17 protein-coding genes and 1 pseudogene are annotated in these 20,649 nt (G+C 60.0%); 11 read left to right on the top strand and 7 right to left on the bottom strand.

Features of this window, described 5'->3' with window-relative positions:
- Positions 1–137: 137 nt before the first annotated feature.
- From AC13Q5_RS34845 to AC13Q5_RS34835, 3 genes are all read right to left on the bottom strand, one after another.
- Positions 138–1,997, bottom strand: a complete 1,860-nt coding sequence (locus AC13Q5_RS34845) for a TRAP transporter large permease (protein ID WP_488504940.1) — start codon at positions 1,995–1,997, stop codon at positions 138–140.
- Between the two features lie 147 nt (positions 1,998–2,144).
- On the bottom strand, positions 2,145–3,155 hold the full coding sequence (locus AC13Q5_RS34840) for a TRAP transporter substrate-binding protein (protein ID WP_075857239.1): 1,011 nt from the start codon (positions 3,153–3,155) through the stop codon (positions 2,145–2,147).
- A 388-nt stretch (positions 3,156–3,543) separates the two neighbouring features.
- On the bottom strand, positions 3,544–4,287 hold the full coding sequence (locus AC13Q5_RS34835; protein ID WP_075857240.1) for a GntR family transcriptional regulator: 744 nt from the start codon (positions 4,285–4,287) through the stop codon (positions 3,544–3,546).
- Between the two features lie 218 nt (positions 4,288–4,505).
- Here AC13Q5_RS34835 and AC13Q5_RS34830 point away from each other — a divergent pair, with 218 nt between their 5' ends.
- From AC13Q5_RS34830 to AC13Q5_RS34790, 9 genes are all read left to right on the top strand, one after another.
- Complete coding sequence (locus AC13Q5_RS34830) at positions 4,506–5,582, top strand: substrate-binding domain-containing protein (RefSeq protein ID WP_488504939.1); 1,077 nt, start codon at positions 4,506–4,508, stop codon at positions 5,580–5,582.
- An 11-nt stretch (positions 5,583–5,593) separates the two neighbouring features.
- Positions 5,594–7,054 (top strand): sugar ABC transporter ATP-binding protein, encoded by a 1,461-nt coding sequence (locus tag AC13Q5_RS34825; RefSeq protein WP_488504938.1) that lies wholly within the window; start codon positions 5,594–5,596, stop codon positions 7,052–7,054.
- Entirely contained in the window at positions 7,047–8,012 is a 966-nt protein-coding gene (locus tag AC13Q5_RS34820; RefSeq protein ID WP_075857242.1) for an ABC transporter permease, read from the top strand. Before AC13Q5_RS34825 ends, AC13Q5_RS34820 begins: the two co-directional genes overlap by 8 nt.
- Entirely contained in the window at positions 8,009–8,944 is a 936-nt protein-coding gene (locus tag AC13Q5_RS34815) for an ABC transporter permease (RefSeq protein WP_488504937.1), read from the top strand. The genes AC13Q5_RS34820 and AC13Q5_RS34815 overlap by 4 nt, the downstream gene beginning before the upstream one ends.
- Position 8,945: 1 nt before the next feature.
- Positions 8,946–9,683: a cyclase family protein gene (locus AC13Q5_RS34810; RefSeq protein ID WP_488504936.1), complete on the top strand. Its 738-nt coding sequence runs from the start codon at positions 8,946–8,948 to the stop codon at positions 9,681–9,683.
- Between the two features lie 26 nt (positions 9,684–9,709).
- Positions 9,710–10,906 (top strand): mannonate dehydratase, encoded by a 1,197-nt coding sequence (gene uxuA / locus AC13Q5_RS34805; protein WP_075857245.1) that lies wholly within the window; start codon positions 9,710–9,712, stop codon positions 10,904–10,906.
- A 3-nt stretch (positions 10,907–10,909) separates the two neighbouring features.
- A complete protein-coding gene (locus tag AC13Q5_RS34800) occupies positions 10,910–12,319 on the top strand; it encodes a mannitol dehydrogenase family protein (protein ID WP_488504935.1) in 1,410 nt (469 codons plus the stop codon).
- Between the two features lie 39 nt (positions 12,320–12,358).
- Positions 12,359–13,375 (top strand): Zn-dependent oxidoreductase, encoded by a 1,017-nt coding sequence (locus tag AC13Q5_RS34795; RefSeq protein WP_488504934.1) that lies wholly within the window; start codon positions 12,359–12,361, stop codon positions 13,373–13,375.
- Positions 13,376–13,705: 330 nt separating this feature from the next.
- Positions 13,706–13,864: a hypothetical protein gene (locus tag AC13Q5_RS34790; RefSeq protein ID WP_488504933.1), complete on the top strand. Its 159-nt coding sequence runs from the start codon at positions 13,706–13,708 to the stop codon at positions 13,862–13,864.
- A gap of 118 nt (positions 13,865–13,982) precedes the next feature.
- Here AC13Q5_RS34790 and AC13Q5_RS34785 read toward each other — a convergent pair whose 3' ends face one another.
- Positions 13,983–15,206, bottom strand: a complete 1,224-nt coding sequence (locus AC13Q5_RS34785; RefSeq protein WP_488504932.1) for a multidrug effflux MFS transporter — start codon at positions 15,204–15,206, stop codon at positions 13,983–13,985.
- A gap of 193 nt (positions 15,207–15,399) precedes the next feature.
- Between AC13Q5_RS34785 and AC13Q5_RS34780 the strand changes: the two genes are divergently transcribed.
- Entirely contained in the window at positions 15,400–16,050 is a 651-nt protein-coding gene (locus tag AC13Q5_RS34780; protein ID WP_488504931.1) for a TetR/AcrR family transcriptional regulator, read from the top strand.
- Here AC13Q5_RS34780 and AC13Q5_RS34775 read toward each other — a convergent pair.
- Together AC13Q5_RS34775 and AC13Q5_RS34770 are read right to left on the bottom strand one after the other, a co-directional pair.
- Positions 16,047–16,235, bottom strand: a complete 189-nt coding sequence (locus AC13Q5_RS34775; RefSeq protein ID WP_488504930.1) for a hypothetical protein — start codon at positions 16,233–16,235, stop codon at positions 16,047–16,049. The genes AC13Q5_RS34780 and AC13Q5_RS34775 overlap by 4 nt on opposite strands.
- A gap of 160 nt (positions 16,236–16,395) precedes the next feature.
- A pseudogene (locus tag AC13Q5_RS34770) lies at positions 16,396–16,458 on the bottom strand (antitoxin); the annotation flags it as partial.
- A 345-nt stretch (positions 16,459–16,803) separates the two neighbouring features.
- Here AC13Q5_RS34770 and AC13Q5_RS34765 point away from each other — a divergent pair.
- Positions 16,804–18,975, top strand: a complete 2,172-nt coding sequence (locus AC13Q5_RS34765) for a CHASE2 domain-containing protein (protein ID WP_488504929.1) — start codon at positions 16,804–16,806, stop codon at positions 18,973–18,975.
- 106 nt (positions 18,976–19,081) lie between these two features.
- Here AC13Q5_RS34765 and AC13Q5_RS34760 read toward each other — a convergent pair whose 3' ends face one another.
- Positions 19,082–20,107 (bottom strand): FecR family protein, encoded by a 1,026-nt coding sequence (locus AC13Q5_RS34760; protein WP_488504928.1) that lies wholly within the window; start codon positions 20,105–20,107, stop codon positions 19,082–19,084.
- Positions 20,108–20,649: the final 542 nt, after the last annotated feature.

Raw genomic sequence — 20,649 nt, 5'->3', positions numbered from 1 at the left:
ATCCACGGCAGGCCGCTTTGTGCTTTACGGAGGAAAGATCTATGCGTGCCCAAAACCCTCTCACTCCACACATGTTGTTGGCGCCGCCGCCATCGAGAATTGCATGATTTTTGTATCTGCTTTGCCGAGTTGGGGCGTTAGAGGAAGCCGATGGAAATCCATGGAATGAAGATGATCAACAGCAAAGCGAAGAACAACGCCAGAAGATGCGGCCAGACCTTGCCGATGACGTCGTCGGGCGAAACACGGCCAATGGCGCAGGCCAGATAGAACCCGACGCCGAAGGGCGGAGAGAACAGCCCAAAGCCCATCGCAAAAACCGCGACGATCGCATAATGCACTTCGTCGATACCGAGCAGCTTGGCGATCGGGAAAAGCAGCGGCCCAAACAGGACGATCGCCGGCACGCCTTCCAGGACGCTGCCCAGAATGATGAAACTCAGCGCCGAAATCAGCAGGAAGCTGATCTTTCCGCCGGGAACGCCTTGCATCAGGTCGACCAGATATTGCGAAAAGCCGGATTGCGTCAGCGCCCATCCCATGGCGGTCGCCGCACCGACGACGAGCAGGATGGAGCCCGATAGAGAGGCCGCATCGACCAGCATCGGATAAAGTCTGCGCCACTCCATCTTGCGATAGAAGAGAGCGCCGACGATGATCGAGTAGATGATGCCGATCGTGGCGACTTCGGTGGCTGTTGCCACGCCTTCGACCACCGCCGTGCGGATGACGATCGGCAGGCCGAGGCCGGGAATCGCAGCGAAGAACAGTTTCAGCTTGAGCTTGCTATCGACCTTTTTCGCATGGCTCATATCTTCGCCGCGCGTTTGGACGTAGACGACGACACAGAGCGCCAGCATGCCGATGAAGGCGGGAAGAAGGCCTGCGGTGAACAAGGCGGCGATCGACACGCCGGTGACCGAGCCGACCGTGATCAACACGATTGACGGCGGGATGGTCTCCGACATGACCGCAGACGCCGACAAGAGGGAGACCAGATCGCTTTCCCGATTGCCGCGCTTCTTCATTTCCGGAAACAGCGCCGGAGCGACGGCTGCCATGTCCGCAGCCTTGGCACCGGAAATACCCGAAACGAGATAGACCGCACCGAGCAGCACATATTGCAGGCCGCCACGCAGATGGCCGATCAGCGAGACGAGAAAGGCGATCATTGCCTGCGCCAGTCCGGCCATCTCGATGATGGCGCCCAGGAACACGAACATCGGCACGGCGAGCAGGATGATGTGCGACATGCCCTCGCTCATCCGGCCCGGCACGATGGAAAGCGGCACCCAGCTTGCGAAATTGAGATAGGCCGCGGTCGCCAGCACGAAGGCAAAGGCGATCGGCACGCCAAGAACAATAGCCACCAGCACAATGCCGAGGAAGAAGATCAGCAGGCTGTAATTGCCGATCTCGTCGAACCACGGCGTCGCCAGTTGGAAGAGGCCGAAGATGACAGCAAGAAGCACCAGGCTTGCAATCAACTGTACCGGCTTGCTTGACTGGATCATCTTATCGATCGCTGTGAGCAGCATCAGCACGACGCCCACAAGCATCGCGGCTTCGCGCCATGCTTCGCTGATCTGCAGGACAGGAGTCACGCTGATGATACGCTCCTCGACATGCTGCCATGTCGGCACCACCATCAAGAGCAGGAGCGCCGAGACGATCATCATCGCAAAGGCATTGGCGCGCTCTTGCCAGGGCGGCGAGAACTTACGGACGAAGGCCGTCAGCCGCATGTGCTGGCCGCGGCGTAGCGCCACCACCGAGCCAAGCATGGACAGCCAGATAAACAGGATCGTGGCAACTTCGTCGGACCAGACGAGCGGACTGTGAAGGGCGTATCGAGCAAGCGTCGCCCAACCGAGCAGAATGACCTCCGCCAGAACCAGCAGCGCGGCGGTCGCCTCCACGGCATGGCCGAGCAGACTGTCGAAACGCTGAAACGCCCCACGCGGAGCAATCACCTCCGCACCAGCTGTCGCACCCATGATTGACCTCCCAAAAATCCGCCGATCCGAGCGGCGCGGCCTGCCTTTTCGCAAACCGGAACGTTTAGGCGGAGCGATACGCCTCCGCTATTTGCGGCGGGACGCACGCTTTACGGCAAAGCGAGCGTCCTATTCATCATCGGCCCGTTACAGCGTGCCGACGTCCTTTTCCAGGAGACCCCAGGCTTCGGCGCCGAAGCTTTCTTTCCACTTCGAATAAAAGCCGGCCTTGGCAAGCGCTTCGCGGAACGGCGCGGTCTCTACCTTGTTGAACTCGACACCCGTTGCCTTGATGTCGACCATGGCCTTTTCGTTGAGGTCCTTTACGTCGGCACGTTCGTTCACGGCTGCCGTGGTCAATTCTTCCTGGATAATCGTGCGCATCTCGGCCGGAATCGCCTGCCAGCGGCGATTGTTGCAGAAGATGTGGTGGCCATCCCAGATATGACCGGTCAGGGCGATATACTTCTGCACTTCGTAGAGCTTCGAACTCTGGATCAACGCCAGCGGATTTTCCTGACCGTCGACGACATGGGTCTGCAGAGCCGCATAAAGCTCGCCGAAATTGATCGGCGTCGGCGCCGCGCCCAGCGTCTGGAACAGCGTGACCCACAGCTGGTTGCCCGGGACGCGGATCTTCATGCCGTTGAGGTCTTGCGGTGCGGTAATCGGCTTGGCGCCGGTGGTGATGTTGCGATAGCCGTTGTCCAGCATTTTCGGGAAGACGAACAGGCCGGCATCAAGGAATGCCTTGCGGACATGATCGCCGAGTTCGCCATCCATCGCCTTCCAGACGTGGTCATAGGTCGGGAAGGCAAAGGCGACGGCGTTGATGCTGGCGACGGGAACGACCGTCTGGTTGACGCCGGAGGTCGACATGAGGTCGAGCGCGCCGCCACGAACTTGGGTGAACATATCCGCTTCACCACCGAGCTGGCTATTCGGATAAACCTGAAGCTCCACCGCGCCTTCGGAGCGGGTTGCAATTGCCTTGGCGGCTTCGGTGATCCGGACGACGCCGGGATGGCTGGCCGGAAATGCCGTACCGTAGCGCAGCTTGACCTTCGCGGCGGCGCGGGACAGGCCCGGGGCCGACAACAGACCTGCGGCTGCGGCTCCAGCCGTCAGCATACCGAATGTTCTGCGAGATATGTTCATGCATTCCTCCCTTGAATATATTGGTGAATCCGAATGTTGCCGATGTCCGCGCCCGCCTTTGCCACCCCGACGCTGCGGATCCGAAGCGCGTTACCGTGCCGGATGGTGCGGATACATGCTCGTGCCTGCTTCATTCTGTGCGGAACGAAGCGATGCGGCCTGTAAGACAATGAAACCGCGCCACTATCGCCGAGCGGAACACAGCCCATTTCGATAGTCTGGCGATCGGCGACCGGTCCTCCGCCCATACCTCTCCTCGTCCCGCACCAGGATCACCTGTCGCGCGGTTTCCATCACCCCGATCGATCTCCATTGGCGATGGCTTGTAATGCTACCATGGTACAATGTCAATTACGATGTGGCGCGCATGCGCCCGAGGGCGGACGGGCTAGTTTTCCACGAGATCGCGACGCTGTTCGCTCAGTTTTCGCGCGGTACGAAGCACTTCGCGCAAGTGCGCCGCCATATCGTTGCCTGCCTTCTCGACATCACCTGATTCGATGGCGTCCACGATCGAGCGATGTTGGGTCAGCAGAACGCGCAGGTGACCGAGATCGGGCAGACTCAGATAGCGAACGCGATCCATCTGCAGCTTGACGGACTGGATGACACGCCAGCTTTTCGGCAGGCCGGCTTCCTCACAAAAACTTCGGTGGAAAGCTTCGTCAAGATCGAGAAAGAGGTCCAGCGCTTCGGTATTGACCGCCTTTTCCTGGTCGTAGAGATTGCTCTTGATCTCCGTCAGGAAGCGCCGCGAACAGCCGCCGGCAAGTCTGCGGCTGACCGCGACTTCCAGAGATTCCCGAATGAATTGAGCCTCTTCGACGTCACGAAGCCGGATCGGTGCCACAAAACTCCCGCGCTGTGGCAGGATGTCTATCAGCCCTTCGTCCGCAAGCCGGATCAGCGCTTCGCGAACCGGCGTCCGGCTGACGCCAAGTTGCAGGGAAAGCTCCTTTTCGCTCAACGCCTCCGACGGCAGCATGGACAGCGTCGTAATGGCCCGCCGCAGCCGCTCGTAGATTTGCGCTGCAATGGGCTGGCGAGGATTGATCGCCTGCAGGACCGTCGACGACGGCGTGCTCTGACGAAGCTCTTCGGCTTCTATCTGATTGGATCTCTTCGTCGCCATCGTTCCTGACCTCCGCTGTATGCAAACAATATGGCAATCGCACATTATTCGGCAATAATCCACAAGCTGGATTGACACTCTACCATGGTAGTATGTATTTCAATACTAGGCGCGACGAGAGGAACCGCATCCATGCGAATGGTTTTGCCTGATATCCGTCCGAGACAAGGACCGCGAGCGCCGATGACTGTGTGACGTGATCCAGGGAGGATGACACCATGAAATTCGGGTTACTCAAGACTGCAACTGCAACACTTCTGGCCGGTTCAATCTTTTGCAGCGCTGCGATAGCGCAGGAAGGGGTGGCGAGCGGCGACACCAGCGGCAAGAAGATCGCCTTCAGCAATTCCTATGCCGGCAATTCGTTCCGCCAGGTGATGATCAAGAGCTTCGAGGCGATGGGCGCCAAGGCGAAGGCCGATGGTAAGATCGCCGGCACGGCCGTCGTCAGCTCCAACAATTCGGTCACCGAGCAGGCATCGCAGATACAGAACCTCATCCTGCAGGGTTACGACGCCATCATTGTCCTTGCCGGCTCGGACACGGCACTGAACGGCGCAATCAAGGACGCTTGCAACGCCGGCATCGTGGTTGTCGCCTTTGCCAGCGGCGTTACAGAACCCTGCGCATATGTGGTTGATTACAACCTGGACTCTTATGCCAAGGCTGAACTGGATTACATCTCGAGCAAGCTCGGAGACAAGCCTGCCAACATCCTCGAAATCCGGGGCATGGCGGGTGACGGATTCGACAAGCGGCTAAACGAGGGCGTGACGAAGGCTTTGGCAGCCCATGCGAACTACAAGAGGGTTGGCGAGGTCTATGGCCAATGGACCGCGACCGTGGCCCAGAAAGAAGTATCCGGCATTCTTCCGTCGTTGCCGAAGATCGATGGCGTTCTGACACAGGGCGGTGATGGTTATGGCGCAGCGCAGGCCTTTAAGGCTGCGGGTCGCGAGCTTCCCATCATCATCATGGGCAATCGCCAGGACGAGCTAGCGCTCTGGAAGCAGGAGCATGATGCAACCGGCTACGAGACCTTCTCTCTCGGCGCAACGCCGTCCGTCTCACAGGTTGCCTTCTGGGTCGCACAGCAAGTCCTCGCTGGGAAGAACGTTCCGAAGTTCGTCGAAGTGCCCCTCCTGCAGATCCAGCAGCAAGATCTCGACGCCTGGCTGAAGACGGTTCCGGAAGGTGGCGTCGTCAATGCCGATTATCCGCAGGATCTCGTCGCCAAGATTATCGACGCCAACGTCAAGAAGGAACCGCTGCCCATGGTTCCGGCTCCGAAGTAGGGCGACCAGCAATGCAGCCCTCCCAAACCGCCGTGGATACTGCCGCAGGCCTCTTTATCGAGGCCCGCGGGATACGCAAGAGCTTCGGCGCGGTCCACGCGCTCGTCGGTGTCGATTTCAGTCTTGCCCTAGGCGAAGTCCTCGGACTGGTCGGCCATAACGGCGCCGGCAAGTCGACCCTGATGAACGTCATCTCCGGCGCGATCCAGCGAACGGAAGGGAAATTCATCTATAGTGGTCAGGCGGTGGATCGCTGGGGAGTCGCCGAAGCGCAAGCCGGCGGCTTGCGGTGCATTTTTCAGGAGCTATCGCTCTGCGCCAATCTTTCCGCCACTGAAAATGCGCGCATCATCCATCGCAGCCTGCGCGGCGTCGGCTGGCGGCACAAGGCGCGCAGGCTGATCACCAAGGCTTTGGACGATATCTTTCCGGGCCATGGAATCGATGTGGATGCCAAGATCGCCGACCTTTCGATCGGCGAGCGGCAAATGGTCGAGATTGCCCGCGCCTTCACCAAAACGGTAGACAAGGTACGCTGCGTTATCCTTGACGAGCCCACCTCGGCTCTCGGGCACAAGCCGGCAGAGCAATTGCTGGCCTATATCAAGACGGCATCGATGCGTGGCGTCGCCTGCATTCTCATTACCCACCGCCTCAACGAAATCCTGGCCGTCTGCGACCGTGTGGTCGTGATGATGGATGGCGCGATCGTCGGAGACCGTCCGGCTGCCGGCCTGACGCGCTCCGATCTGGTCGGGATGATGGGCAATATCGAAACGCCACACGAGCGGAACGCTGTCCCCACGCGCAAAGCGACCCAGGCCCCGATCGTAAACCATGCCGGCATCGATGGCGCGGATCTGCCGATCAATGCGGCTCCCGGTGACATCATCGGTTTCGCCGGTCTCGATGGTCACGGGCAGCGCGAACGCCTGCGGGCCATTTATGCCGCTACCCGCAAGGTGCCCGTCGCCTTTGTCGCCGGAGACCGCGGCGTCGAAGGCGTCATGCCGCTTTGGTCGATCGCCGACAACCTGACGCTTCGGAGCCTCAATGCGCTCCGGAAGGGCGGCTTTGTGTCGCCATCCGCCGCGCGTGCGCTCGCGCAGACCTGGTCACAACGTCTCAAGGTCAAGGCACCGTCGATCGATACGCCGATCCTGTCGCTCAGCGGCGGCAACCAGCAGAAAGTGCTGTTTGCCCGCGCGCTCGCGTCTGACGGCCAGGTCATCCTGCTCGATGACCCGATGCGCGGCGTGGATGTCGGCACCAAGCAGGAAGTCTACCAGCTCATTCGTGACGAGGCCGAACGCGGCCGGATCTTCATCTGGTACACGACCGAATTCGAAGAGCTGAAGAATTGCGACCGTCTCTATGTTTTCCGCGAAGGTCGCGCCGTCGCCGAAGTCGCCGGCAACGAGATCGATCACAACCGCATCCTCGAAGCATCGTTCGGAGGCGCGGATGGCTGACTTCGTTCTTCCCCGGCAGAAGCGCAATCTTGCAAAACGGCTCGCGCCCGCCTTGCAGGTCGGCCTTCCGGCCATCGCGCTCGTCGTCATGCTCACCGTGATTTTCTGGATTCGCCCGACGGCGATGAGCTATTTCGGCTTCACGCTGCTGTTCAAGCTGGCTGTGCCGCTGATGTTTGCAGCGCTGGCACAGATGCTCGTCATCATGCTGGGCGACATCGACCTGTCGATAGGCTCCTTCGTCGGCTTCGTCACCTGCGTCACGGCGCTCTATCTCGACACGGCCCCGATGCTCGCAATCGCGATTTATATCGGAAGCATCTTCGTCTATGCCGGCGTCGGCCTTGTCATCCATCTGCGGCAGTTGCCGTCGATCATCGTGACACTCGGCATGTCGTTCATCTGGCTTGGCGTCGCGATCATCATCCTGCCCGCTCCGGGTGGCGCTGCTCCCGCATGGCTGTCCGGCTTCATGGCCTGGCGGCCGCCGCTCCTGCCTTTGCCGGTGCTGCTCGCCATTGCCGCCGCCCTCATCGGTCATTTCGTCATCAGCCAATCCTCTTACGGGGCTGTGCTGAGGGGTGCCGGCGGCAACCCCCGCGCCATCCAGCGCGCCGGCTGGTCGATCACCGTGATCCGCGCCGCCGTCTATGCTGCCGCCGGCCTACTCGGCCTCATTGCTGGCATCGCCCTGACCGGCCTGACGACCTCTGGCGATCCGAATGTCGCACCGGCCTATACCCTCCTCGGCGTCGGCGCCGTCATCCTCGGTGGCGGTTCTTTCGCCGGCGGCATCGTCTCCCCGGTCGGAACGGTCATCGGGGCACTGACGCTCGCGCTGGCCGGATCGCTCCTGAGCTTCCTGCAAGTGCCGCCGACATGGCAGATCGGCGCGCAGGGCGGCATCCTCTTCCTGGTACTGGCCGGACGCATCCTGCTCTCGGACAAGAAATCATGAGCGGCTTTTCTCTGAAACCCTGGACCTACGGCTTCATTGTCGCGCTTGTCATGTGGATCGCGACCATCGCCTATTCCGGCTTTGCAAGCGCGGTGCCGACCCTGTCTTCAGCGCTTGTCTTTGCTGCTTTCAGCGTCGTTGTCGGCACCGGTCAGATGATGGTGATCGCGTCCGGCCCCGGAAACATCGACCTGTCCATACCATCCGTATTGACCCTGTCGGCCTATCTGTCGATGTCCGTCATGAGCGGCAGCAACGACATGATCCTTCCGGGTCTTCTGGTCGCGGTGCTGGTCGGAGCACTGGCGGGCGCGGCAAACTTCCTGGCAATCACGATGCTGCGCCTGCCACCGATCATCGCGACGCTCGCCTGGAGCTTCGTTTTCCAGTCGCTCGCTTTCAATCTCGGCGGCGAAGCAACCTTGAAACCTCCGGCGGCCCTTTCCGCCTTCACCTTCTGGTCGGTCGCGGGCATGCGGATCATGCCGATCACGGCGATCGTCCTGACTGTCACCGTCGCCGTCATTCTGGCCCGCAGCGTCTGGGGCCGGCGATTGCTGGCGGTCGGGCAGAGCGAACGGGCGGCACGCCTCGCCGGCGTCCCGGTCATCCGCGTCCGATTGATCGCCTATATGTTCTGCGGCGTGACCGCGGCCCTTACCGGCTTCCTACTTGCAGGTTTTTCAGGCGGCGCAGCGCTCAATATGGGCGATACTTATTTGCTGGAAGCGATCGCCGTCGTGGTCCTCGGCGGCACCAGCGTCGCCGGTGGCCAGGCCAACGCAGTCGGCATCTGGGGCGCGGCACTGTTCTTCAACCTCATGGCGACGATGCTCAACACCTTCCAGATGCAGGCCGGTGTGCGCTTCGTCCTCACCGGCGCGCTGATAATCCTCATCGTCGCACTCGTCCCGAAACCGAAGGCCGTGTGAGATGGACATCACCACCCTGAAAAAGGCCTTCGGAAGCGACATGACCCTCGTGGATCTCACCCACGCGTTGACGCCGCAGATCCCCGTGTGGCCAACGCATCCCTTCTTTTGCAAGGAAGTGATCGAGAGCTATGATCGCGGCGATCTCGCCTGCAACCATTTCCTCGGCATGAGCGAACATACCGGCACGCATTTTGATGCGCCGCTGCACTTCGTCAAAGGCGCCGCCGGGATCGACGCAGTTCATCTGCAGACCTTTTTTGGACGCATGGCGAAGATCGACGCACGTGACTGCACGCCGAGAGAGGCCGTCAGGGTAAGGCGGATCAAGGCATTCGAAGCCGCCCATGGCGAAATCGACGCCGGCGATGCGGTGTTGTTCCACTTCGGCTGGGATCGCTTCTGGCACAATCCGGCGGACCATCCGCGTTTCTTGAGCGACTGGCCGGGCCTGTCGCGCGGGGCGTGCGAATACTTGCTTAACCGCGGTATCCGGATAGCAGGCTCGGACTGCCTGTCGCTCGACTGTTTCGGAAGCACGGATTTCCCGGCCCATAAGCTGCTGCTCAGCGCAGGCGTCCTCATCGGCGAGAACTTCGCCCGCCTCGGCGACGTGCCGGCCTTTTCGTTCCTGATCACTCTGCCGTTGCCGATCGCCGGCGGCTCTGGCTCCCCTCTTCGCGCCGTCGCGGCCTTTGCCGCGAACGGTCAGTCGAACACCGCTGCGGCCCTGGCTTGAGCCTGGCCCATATAAGGAAAACAAGCATGAGACATATTTGGCGCTGGTTCGGCCCTATCGACAAGGTGAGCGTGCCCGATGCCGCCCAGGCCGGGGCTGAGGGCATCGTCAGCGCCCTGCATCATGTGCCGACCGGAAGCGCATGGACTTTCGAGGAAATCCGCAAGCGGCAGGACGAAGTCCGCGCCGGCGGTCTGGAATGGGAACTCGTCGAAAGCATTCCCGTCTCCGAAAGCATCAAGACCATGACCGGCGATTGGAAGGCCCATATCGAGGCCTGGAAAGAAAGCCTGCGCCAGCTGGCCAAGGCCGGCATCTCCACGGTCTGCTACAACTTCATGCCGGTGCTCGACTGGACCCGTACGGACCTGCGCTGGGAAACCGCCGACGGCGCCCGTGCCATGCGCTTCGATCTCGTTGATTTCATCTCTTTCGACATTCATATGCTGCAACGGCCCGGCGCGCCGGACGACTATCCGGCTCAGCTGATCGAAGCCGCCAGGGAACGCTTTGCCGGCATGCCGCAGGAGAAGATCACCGCCCTTTCCCGCAATATCGGCGCCGGCCTTCCAGGCTCGTCCGACGGCTACAGCATCGCCGAGCTGCGCACCGCGCTGGCGCGCTATGACGGGATCGGCGCCGATGCGCTGCGCGACAACCTCATCGATTTCCTCTCCGAAGTCGTGCCGGTCGCGGAGGAACTCGACATGCGTCTTTGTGCACATGGCGACGATCCGCCATGGCCGCTCCTCGGCCTGCCGCGCATCCTCTCGACCGAGCAAGATTATGTCAGAGTTCTCAATGCCGTCGATCGCAACGCCAATGGCGTGACCTTCTGCACGGGATCGCTCGGCGCGCGCCCGGACAATGATCTGCCCGCCATGGTGAAGCGTCTCGCGCCGCGCATCCATTTTGCCCACCTGCGCAATGTCCGCCGTGAGACTGAAGGCTTCCCCTGCTCCTTCTTCGAGGACCAACATCTCGACGGCAATACCGACATGATCGCAGTCATCGCCGCGCTGGTGAGCGAGGAACGCAGCCGCAGGGCTGAGGGCCGCACCGATCATCAGATATTCATGCGTCCGGACCACGGCCAGGAAATCCTGGACGATCTGACGCGTGGCGCCCAACCCGGCTATCCCGCCATCGGGCGGCTCAAGGGCCTAGCCGAATTGCGCGGCATCGAGCAGACACTTTCGCATCCCGTATTTGGAATGAATTGAGCGATGAACCGCCTCGGCAAGAACACCTCCCTCCCTTCGAACGTCGAGCGCCCGGCCTTCGACCCTGCGGCGCTCAAGGTTGGCATCGTCCACATCGGTATCGGCGCCTTCCATCGCGCTCATCAAGCCATCTACACCGATAAGGCTATCGATGCCCGGTCCGGTGATTGGGGCATCGCCGGCGCAAGCTTGAGGTCGGTCGACATCGTCGCCGACCTCAAGGCACAGGACTACCGCTACAGCGTCGTCAGCCGCGGCGCGAATGGCGACCAAGCCCGCATCGTCGGCTCGATCGTCGATGCCATTGCCGCAACCGAGGGGCGCGAACGCCTGCTCCAACGGCTTTCCGACAACGGTACCCGCGTCGTCACCCTGACAGTGAGCGAAAAGGCTTATGGCATCGATCCGATATCCGGCGGGCTCAACCTGTCGCATGCCGCCATCGCCCACGACTTAACGCATCACCAGGAGCCGGTCGGCGTGATCGGCATTCTCGTCGAAGCGCTTGCGCGCCGCATGACGCTCGGCCGCGACCCGCTGACCGTTCTGTGCTGCGACAACCTGCCCGGCAACGGCCACATTGTCCGCCGTCTCGTCGCGGAAATGGCCGAACGCCGCGATCCCGAGTTGGCGGCCTGGATCGAGCGGGAAATCCGCTTTCCTTCCAGTATGGTCGACCGGATCGTGCCGGCCGCGACGGACACAACACGTGCGCTCGCCGCGTCGCTCATCGGCGCGGAAGATCGCCTGGCGCTCGAAACCGAACCCTTCACCCAATGGGTGATCGAGGACGATTTCGCTGCGGGCCGTCCCGCCTGGGAAACCGGCGGCGCGATCTTCATCAAGGATGTCCATGCCTATGAGAAGATGAAGCTCCGGCTGCTCAACGGCTCCCATTCGTTGATCGCCTATATCGGCCAGTTGAACGGGCTGGACTATGTTCGCGACGTCATGGCAATCCCCGCGCATGTCGAACGGGTGCGACGGCACATGGAAGCGGTCTTGCCGACACTCGACGCGGTGCCGCAGATCGACCTCGCCTCCTATCGCGGAGAACTCGTGGCCCGATTTTCGAACCCCGCCATCGCGCATCGGACCGCCCAGATCGCCATGGACGGCACGCAGAAGATGCCTCAGCGCATTTTCGCGCCCGCCATGGAGCGGCTGGCGGCTGGCGACGACGCCGCCGATTTTGCCGACGTTGTCGCATTATGGCTGGCCTACCTGATCACGACCGAACACATCGACGATCCGCGCTCGTCCGACCTTAAATCGGCGGCAGCTCTCGCTGCATCGGCCGGGTCGGCGGCACCATTCTTCGATATCGCCGGCCTGTTTCCGGCGCCCCTCATCAATGACGACACGTGGCGCATGCGTGTCGACACCCGACTGGCTGCCCTACGTGTCGCGTGACGCCATACAAATGCCAAGACTTGCAAGAGGACAAAGACCATGGTGACGATTTCCGTTCGCGAACCGCATAGCCTCGTCGTCGACGACAGGCAGGCACCGCAACCAGGCCCCCGTGAAGTGGCCATCCGCGTACAGCGCGCCGGCATTTGCGGCTCGGACATGCACATCCTGCACGGCTCGAACCCCTTCGTGACCTATCCCCGCGTGATAGGCCACGAATTCGCAGGCGTCGTCGAGGCGCTCGGCGCCGGTGTCTCCTCGCTCGCGGTTGGCGACCACGTCGTCGCCGATCCGGTGATCTCCTGCGGCACCTGCCATCCCTGCCGCACCGGCCGTTCGAACGTCTGCGCAAAGCTCCAGGTGATCGGCGTCCACCGTGATGGCGGCTTCCGCTCCGTTGCGGTAGTGCCCGAGGCCAACGCCGTTAAGGTATCCCCAAAACTGGGACTCGATGTTGCAGCGCTCGCAGAACCGCTTGCCGTCGCGGCAAACGTCCTGTGGCGGACGGAGTGCACCAAGGACGACGTCGTCCTGATCTATGGCGCCGGAACGGTCGGCATCACCGTGCTGCAAGTCGCCAAGATGCGCGGCGCCCGCTGCATCATCGCCGATATCGACGCCGACCGCCTGGAGCGCGCGAAGGAATTCGGCGCCGACGTCGTCATCCATTCGCGTGAGCAGTCCGTTGCCGAAGTCGTGGCGCCGGAACTCGACGGTCTCGGCCCTTCGGTCGTCATCGACGGCGCCGGCATTCCGAGCCTGCTGGAAGAAGCTTGCCGCATCGCCGCTCCGGCCGGCCGCATCGGCCTGCTCGGCTTTTCGCCGGCACCGTGCAACATCAGCCAGCAGGAAATCGTTCGCAAGGAACTGACGCTGGTCGGCTCACGCCTCAACCGCCGTTTCATTCCAGAGGTTGTGACATGGCTGGAATCGGGTGCGCTTCGGCCAGAGGCAATGGTCACCCAGAGTTTCGACGCCAGAGATGCGCGAGCCGCTTTCGACCTTGTAGAACGGCATCCGGAGCGGACGCTCAAGGTTCAGCTCGTTTTCGAGTGAGCGCAATCGCCGAACTTGAAAGGTCATGATCTTGGACAGACGCTTCCTATCGATCGGCGAAGGTTCGCAGGAAACCTAGCGGGTTTAGCATGTTCATCTCCGGGGATGCCTCCAGATCCTCGGAAAAGCCGGATTCCGGGTCGAGGCCATTCGAAATCACTACAGTCTCCTCTACCGAAGCTCCAAGCAAGCTGGCATCCTGGACTACTGCCGCATCTCGACATCCCATTCTTCGCCTATATGGCGCTCGAACAGGGCGTCCTGACCGGAAGGTACAGTCCGGAGAATCCGCTGCCTAAAGGAAGCAGCCGGGAGGAGGTTTACAATGGCATGCTGCCCCAGCTGAAGCCGCTGACCAACAAACTCCCCCTAGTCGGCCAGAAGCAGAATGCGGCAGCTCCCGATGCCGCGATGACATTGCAGAGCTGGAAGCCCTCGCTGACGACGCTGACGCGAACACCCGCGGCTGATGGGAAAAAGAGATGTTAGCCCGAAGCTCCGCTGTCCGAAGATTTTGGAGCCGCTCCGAAAGCGCATCTCGCTCGCACTGAAGAGTGCTTCGGCACGAGCGGTCTGTGCAAGCCACTGCAATCGTTGGCAGCAAGATCTATTCAGCCGCCACTACATGCCTGCTCTTCAGCACTGCGATCGAAAGGAGGAATACGATGGCCGAGCAGATAGCGATGATGACTACCATCGGTCTCGCCGTACCGTCCATGAACATACCGCTGATGCCAACCACCAGCGCCGATGTCATGAACTGGATCGTCCCCATCATCGCCGAGGCCGTACCGGCGATGCGGCCATGGTGTTCAAGCGCCAGTACCGCCGCATTCGGCACGATCATTCCAAGGAAAGCGTAGCCCGCAAACAGGAAGGCCGCCATGATGTCGAGGCGATCGGCTCCGCCGGCCATCAGGACGGCCAGCGCCACCATCGTCAGCGCATAACCAGAAACCGCACCGCGAATCACCTTGCGCAAACCAATCCGGCGGGCAAGCCAGCCGTTCATCTGCGACATGCCGATGAAGCCAATGGCATTCACCGAAAAGACCAAGCTGTAAAAGGTCGGAGAGAGCCCGTAATGGCCGATCAGTACGAAGGAAGAGTTGGCGACATAGATCATGTAGCTTGACATGCCGAAGGAGGCCATCAACACCAGACCGAGATAGTACGGGTCCTTGAGGAGCGTTCCATAGGCTTTCAATGCTCCGCCGAGGCTGCTTTCACTGCGCGCCGCAACCGGACGGGTCTCTTCAAGGAAAAAGCGGCCCGCGATGAAGCCGACAACACCGGCGAAGACCATGACCCAAAAGATCAATCGCCAGTTCCCGAACACTGTCACGATGCTGCCCGCGAGCGGCGCCAGGATGGGTGAGATGCTGAAGACCAGCATAAGCCGCGACATGAGTTGCGCGGCGGCGGCCCCCGTATGCAGGTCGCGCACGATGGCGCGGGCAATTACGACGCCAGCACAGGCGCCGGTGCCCTGAACGAAACGGAATGCGACCAGCCAGCTAATATCGGTGGAAAGCGCGCAGCCGATCGCACCAAGGATGTAGAGCACCAGACCGACGTACAGAGGCCGTTTGCGGCCAAACATGTCCGACAGTGGCCCATAGACAATTTGCGACACAGCCATGGCGGCGAAGAAGGAGATCAGGCTTGCCTGAACTGCATGGCTGTCAGCGTGAAGATCCAGACTGATCGCCGGCAACGCGGGTAGATACATGTCGAGGGCAAAGAGACCCACGGCTGAAAGAAGGCCAAGGACGATGGCATGGTGGGAGCCGCCGGCCCTGGGGGATGAAACGGAATCCTTGCTCTGCACGGAAAAGACCTTTTCCGCACACCATTCCCCGGACGAAGCAAAGTCTCATACAAAAAGCATGTGACGGGGATTGAGTGGGCGATTATAGATGGGACAGTGGAAAGACGAAGATGGTTCCAACGCATAGATCGTCATTTCTGTAAAATATTTTGGACAGTATTGTCCAATTGGTCAAGTCCTATATGGTGGTGTCATGAAAACTTCGCCCGCAGCGGCTTCTTCCGAGACAGAGAGTCCGCCCGCCACCAGCAAACGCCAGGCAATCTTGAACGCGGCCGCAAACGTTTTTGCCGAGGACGGGTTTGCGGCGGCGAGCATCGATGCCATCGCAGCAAGGGCCGGCGTGTCACGTCAGACTGTGTACAATCAACTCGGTGACAAGGATAATCTGTTCAAGGTTGTGGTTGCGGAGATCACCGAGAAGTCGAGCGCCGACTTCTTTCGCGTGTTGGATACATTTCCCGTGGCGCCTATCGATCTCGAAAAGGACCTGACCGAATTTTCGGCGCTTCTCCTGCGCAAGGCGGTCTGCGATCCGAATGGCCGCTGGCTACGCAAGCTCGTCGAGACCGAGGGTGGCAGATTTCCCGAATTGTTTGAGACCTGGAAGGAATACGGACCGGGCAAGAAATACCCCGCCATCGCAGCTCGCCTGGCACAGCTCGCGCTCGCTGGCCATCTCGACATAGAGGATCCGGCACTTGCCGCGCGGCAGTACATGGCGCTGCTCGCAACAGATCTGCGGATCAACCAACAGATCGGCCGTCCAACTCCAGAGGAAGAAGTCCACCGCATGGCGGGAGAGGCAACGAAGACCTTTCTGCGCGCATTCGGCAAACGCTAATGGCGTCGCGCCGGGAAGCCGTCGGCGGTCGTCGCAAGCTCCGCCTCAAACCGGATGTCGCCAGTTAGGCCAAAACTTGAGCTGACAGCGATCATGAGTGCCTTGCCGGCCTGCTTCGATGTCGACGCCAGGTCCATCGTGCTTTTGTCATCAAAGGCCAGATGCAAGGTGATGCCCTGCGACATTGAGATTTGGACCCGCTCCGCAGATCACCATACAGGCCAGCGGCCTTTGCAAGCGCCGCAACGAAAGGCCTGACAGAAGACCGCACTCGATCACGCGTCAAAGACGGTCAGAAACCTCTTGCCAAAAGGGGCGGCAACCACAGAAGTGCCACGCGATAAATGCCGCCAACGCCTTTAGGCTCTGATGTTGCTGGTCAGTGATGCCGATTGTCAATCGGCTCATTCAACGTGCTCCCTGAACTGAGAAAACCGCGATTGGCGCATATGTGAGTATGTGGCCACCGTTACAAACGCTTCGTCAGCCCGAATAGCCATGTTCAATTCCCGGGAATGGAGCCAATCCTGGGCTGAAGCGCTGGATTTCGCGAAGTCTTCGCTAACCTGCAGCATTGCCTCAACTATCGCCTTGCAAAATTCTTTTCTCTATCCCTTCAATATTTTGATCATTGCATCGTGCACGGTAACAAGGCAGCGTATTCTTCCTTGGTGAAGCAGACCAATAGACTTTTGTACTTCTTCGAACCGTTACTTATTGTCCGGGATGCAGGGCAAAGGGGCTGACACCATAATGGTGACGCGTGCGCAGCAAATTGGCGTCGTTATCGGCCTGGCCTTCGTCACCGCGTTGACCACCCTGCGGGCAAGCGATCCTCCGTTGCTAAGGCTCGCCCGCGATTTGACATTCGACCAGTATCAGCGCCTGGTGCCCCGGACATTCGAGAACCAGCCGGTCCGGGTCGTCGACATAGACGAGGCGTCACTGCGGGAGTTCGGTCAATGGCCCTGGCCAAGAAACCGGATTGCCGCGCTTGTCGACAGGCTTTCCGATCTGGGTGCGGCCGCCATCGCTTTCGATATCCTCTTCGCCGAGCCGGACCGTCTGTCGCCGCGCAACGTCTTTCGCGATATCATTGGCATCGATCCGTCACTGCTTGGCAAACTACCGGACAATGATGAGATTTTTTCCCAATCGCTGTCGGGAAGGCCGGTGGTTCTGGGCTTCGGCCTCTCCAACGAGGGAAATTATCTGCCGCCGGTCAAGGCAGGGTTTGCCTATACCGGCGAAGATCCCTCCGGTGCCCCGCCAACGATCAAGGCCGCCACGCCGCTGCAGCCGCAATTGGAAACCAATGCTACAGGGCTCGGCCATATCAGCCTCAATCCGGGCACCTCATCGGCGGTGGTGCGCGCGGTTCCGCTTTTTCTCAGTGACGGCAAGCAGCTTTATCCCAATCTCGCGCTTGAGGCGCTTCGCGTCGCACAGGGAGCCTCCACCTACGTGCTTGACGCTGCGCCGCACACACCCAATACACTCACCCGGGTCAAGATCGGCAATTTCGTCGTGCCGGTAACAGCGGCGGGCGAGCTTTGGCTCTATGTCAGCCGAGACACCGCGGAGCGATATATTTCGGCAAGCAAGATACTCGCGACCGAGGGCGCCTCCGCCGATATCAGAACCGCCATCGAAGGCAGTATCGTTTTCGTCGGAACCTCCGCTTCCGGCCTCCAGGATGTCCGCACGACGGCCCTTGACGAGAATGTGCCGGGTGTTTCCATCCACGCGCAGATCGTCGAGCAGATCCTTTCAGGCCGCTTCCTTTCCCGGCCTGATTGGGCAGACGGACTGGAAATTCTGTCTATCGCCGTCTTAGGCAGCCTTCTGGTGATCGTCACCACCTTCGTCAATCCGGCCGCGGCCCTCGCCTGCGGCCTGCTAATTACCTTTTTTGCCCTTGTGGCCTCCTGGGCTGCCTTTCTTTATGGGGGGCTTCTCTTCGACCCGCTGGCACCGATCGTCTCGGGATCGATCACGCACTTCGCCGCAACAGCATTCCGCTTTCTCGTGACGGATCGCGAGCGGCGCGACGTGCGGCGGGCTTTCGGCCATTACCTCTCGCCATCGCTGCTCCATCGCATCGAGCATACGCGCGATGCACTACGCCTCGGGGGAGATGAACGCGAGCTGACTGTCATGTTCGTCGACGTGCGAAACTTTACCCAGATCAGCGAGGAGATGAGCCCGAGCGCCGTCGTCGCGTTTCTGAACACGCTGCTCGATGCGCTCAGCCACCACGTCATCGCCAATGAAGGCACGCTCGACAAGTTCATCGGAGACTCGATCATGGCCTTCTGGAATGCCCCTGTCGATGTCTCCGATCATGCCGGCAAAGCCGTGCGTGCGGCTCTCGGCATGCGGGAAACACTCGCCCGCCTCAATGGCGGCGATGCCTTCGGTTTCGGAGACGCGCGGCGGGTCGGAATAGGGATCGGCATCCATACGGGGCTTGCATGCGTCGGCAATATGGGGGCCGAGACCCGTTTCAATTACACGGCAGTCGGCGATGCCGTAAACATTGCCGCGCGTATCGAATCCGCCTGCAAGGACGTCAATTTCGACATTCTCGTATCCGAACCGACGGCAGGCTTGCTGCCCGATTGCGCTCTGCTCGAAGCGGGAGCGCTGACGCTGAAGGGTAAGAGTATGCGAACCAAACTCTTTGCGGTGGTCGGCGACGAACACGTGGCGAGATCCGCCGGATTTGTCGAACTGCAGGCTGCGCACAGGCAGCTTGTCAATGCCCTTCGGGTACGCTCGACAGGCAGCCGCAAACTCATCAGCGCCGCCAAACTTAAGGCGCAAGCCGCGACAACAGGACTGTTGCAGGATTTTTACAGCCAGATTTCGCGACGGGGTGGACACTTCGTCGATGAGACTGCGGACAAGGCAGCCGATATCTAGCTCATTTTGCGAATAGGCTTTTTCAGGCAATCTCAGAGCCGCCCTAACTCGCTGTTTTCTCGCAATTCAGGACGGAAAGCCGCTGCACAGTTTTCCTGGAATTACCTCAGCGATGGTGATGTCCGCCATCGTGATCGCCTTGAGCATTGTGATCGCCGTCATCGCCTTCATTGTCCTGGTCGCCCCGATGATGATCGCCCCATCCGTGCTCGCCTCTGCCATGATGAGGGTCATGATGCTTGCCATCATCATCGTCATGGTTATGCGGTTTGTCGGGCGTATTTGGTGTATTTGGGACATTCGGCGTGGTGGGAGTTTCGGTCGGTGTAGTCGGCGTCTCCGTATGTGGCGAATCCTGCGTGTTGGGTACACTCGGCGTATCGGGCTGTGTCGGACTGGGATTGTTCGCCGGAACGCTGCGTGGAGAGATCCCGTTGGGCTGGCTCCTCATCGCCATCGACAGACCACAACCACCGCCACCGACAAAACCCATTCGCCCTGAAAGTTGCTGATCCCCCGACAGAAACGGCAGAGCCCGCTGGTTACCCAGCGTTTTGAGAACGTTGCGATTGACTCGGCGAGGTTCGCTGATCTGACCGTTGCGTTTCGCAACGACGCAATCACATTGCTGTTTCAGCTGTCTGCAGCCACCAGCGCCGCAGAATTGCGCAGCGCCGTTCAACAAAACGACCGCCGTCGTGCCGTTGGCTCCGACATAGAAATCAAACGCGGTTCCGCGCACGCCGATCGTTCCGGCCGGCGTCACGATCTGATAGGCTGAGTGGTTCGAATTTCCGCTCATCCAGCGAAAGCTGCCCTTTGCCGCATTTATGGTCAGCTTTTTCACGGCGCCCGAGTCATCGAACACGAATTTGTCGATGGTAACGGACGATCCGGCTCCGACAGCCAGTCTCGTGCCATCCCGAAATGTGAACTGTCCGAGGCCCGAAATCGAGGTGCGAATTTGCTCGTCCCGATGAACGGGATCATCGACCGCGAGCGGACCGCCAGCACCCGTAACTTCGGTTTTAATCAGCACCGCCTGGCCGACCTTCTCGGCGGCTTTCGAAGACAATGGTGCGAGCAGCATGGCGCTCAACACAACGGTCACGGCGTGACGCAGATAAAACACCGCACCCTCCCAAATTTATAGAAAGTTTATCACAATATATTCTTGAATACAATTTACAATTTTCGACTATAAAGTGTATATTTTACCATTTTTAGGATAAAATTCACCGAAACACGTGTATATTTTACAGAAAATGCTCTTTATATATCTTCTAGAATATTGGAATAATCTATATCGATATTTGAACTTCCGATCCCGCCACTACAGCAGCTTTGCAACGCAACCTGTATCTGGCTTCCGTTTGCTCTTGAATGGGATCGAACCGTCGACCCATTCTCGAAACTGGGTAAATCTCTGTAACAATTGATATTCCGTAATCTGGGACCCAGATTCCCTTTCGCCTTGAGGGGTAAATCAATTCAATTCTGGCTTCCCGGTGCTAATGGCGCATGGACCAGTTCGGTTATTCGAATCTCAATGACCCGAACTTCCGCTACATGTTTCGCATGAAATACATATCTTAGGTGATACTATTCATAAGGCCGCTATGAAGCAGTTTACCTTTTCCGACATGAACCGTGCCGCCGGGGAAATTCTCGAGG

Source organism: Martinezella sp. CNPSo 3964, assembly GCF_057784375.1.
Note: the sequence above shows the minus strand (reverse complement) of the source record. Positions and strands in the feature narration are given on the sequence as shown.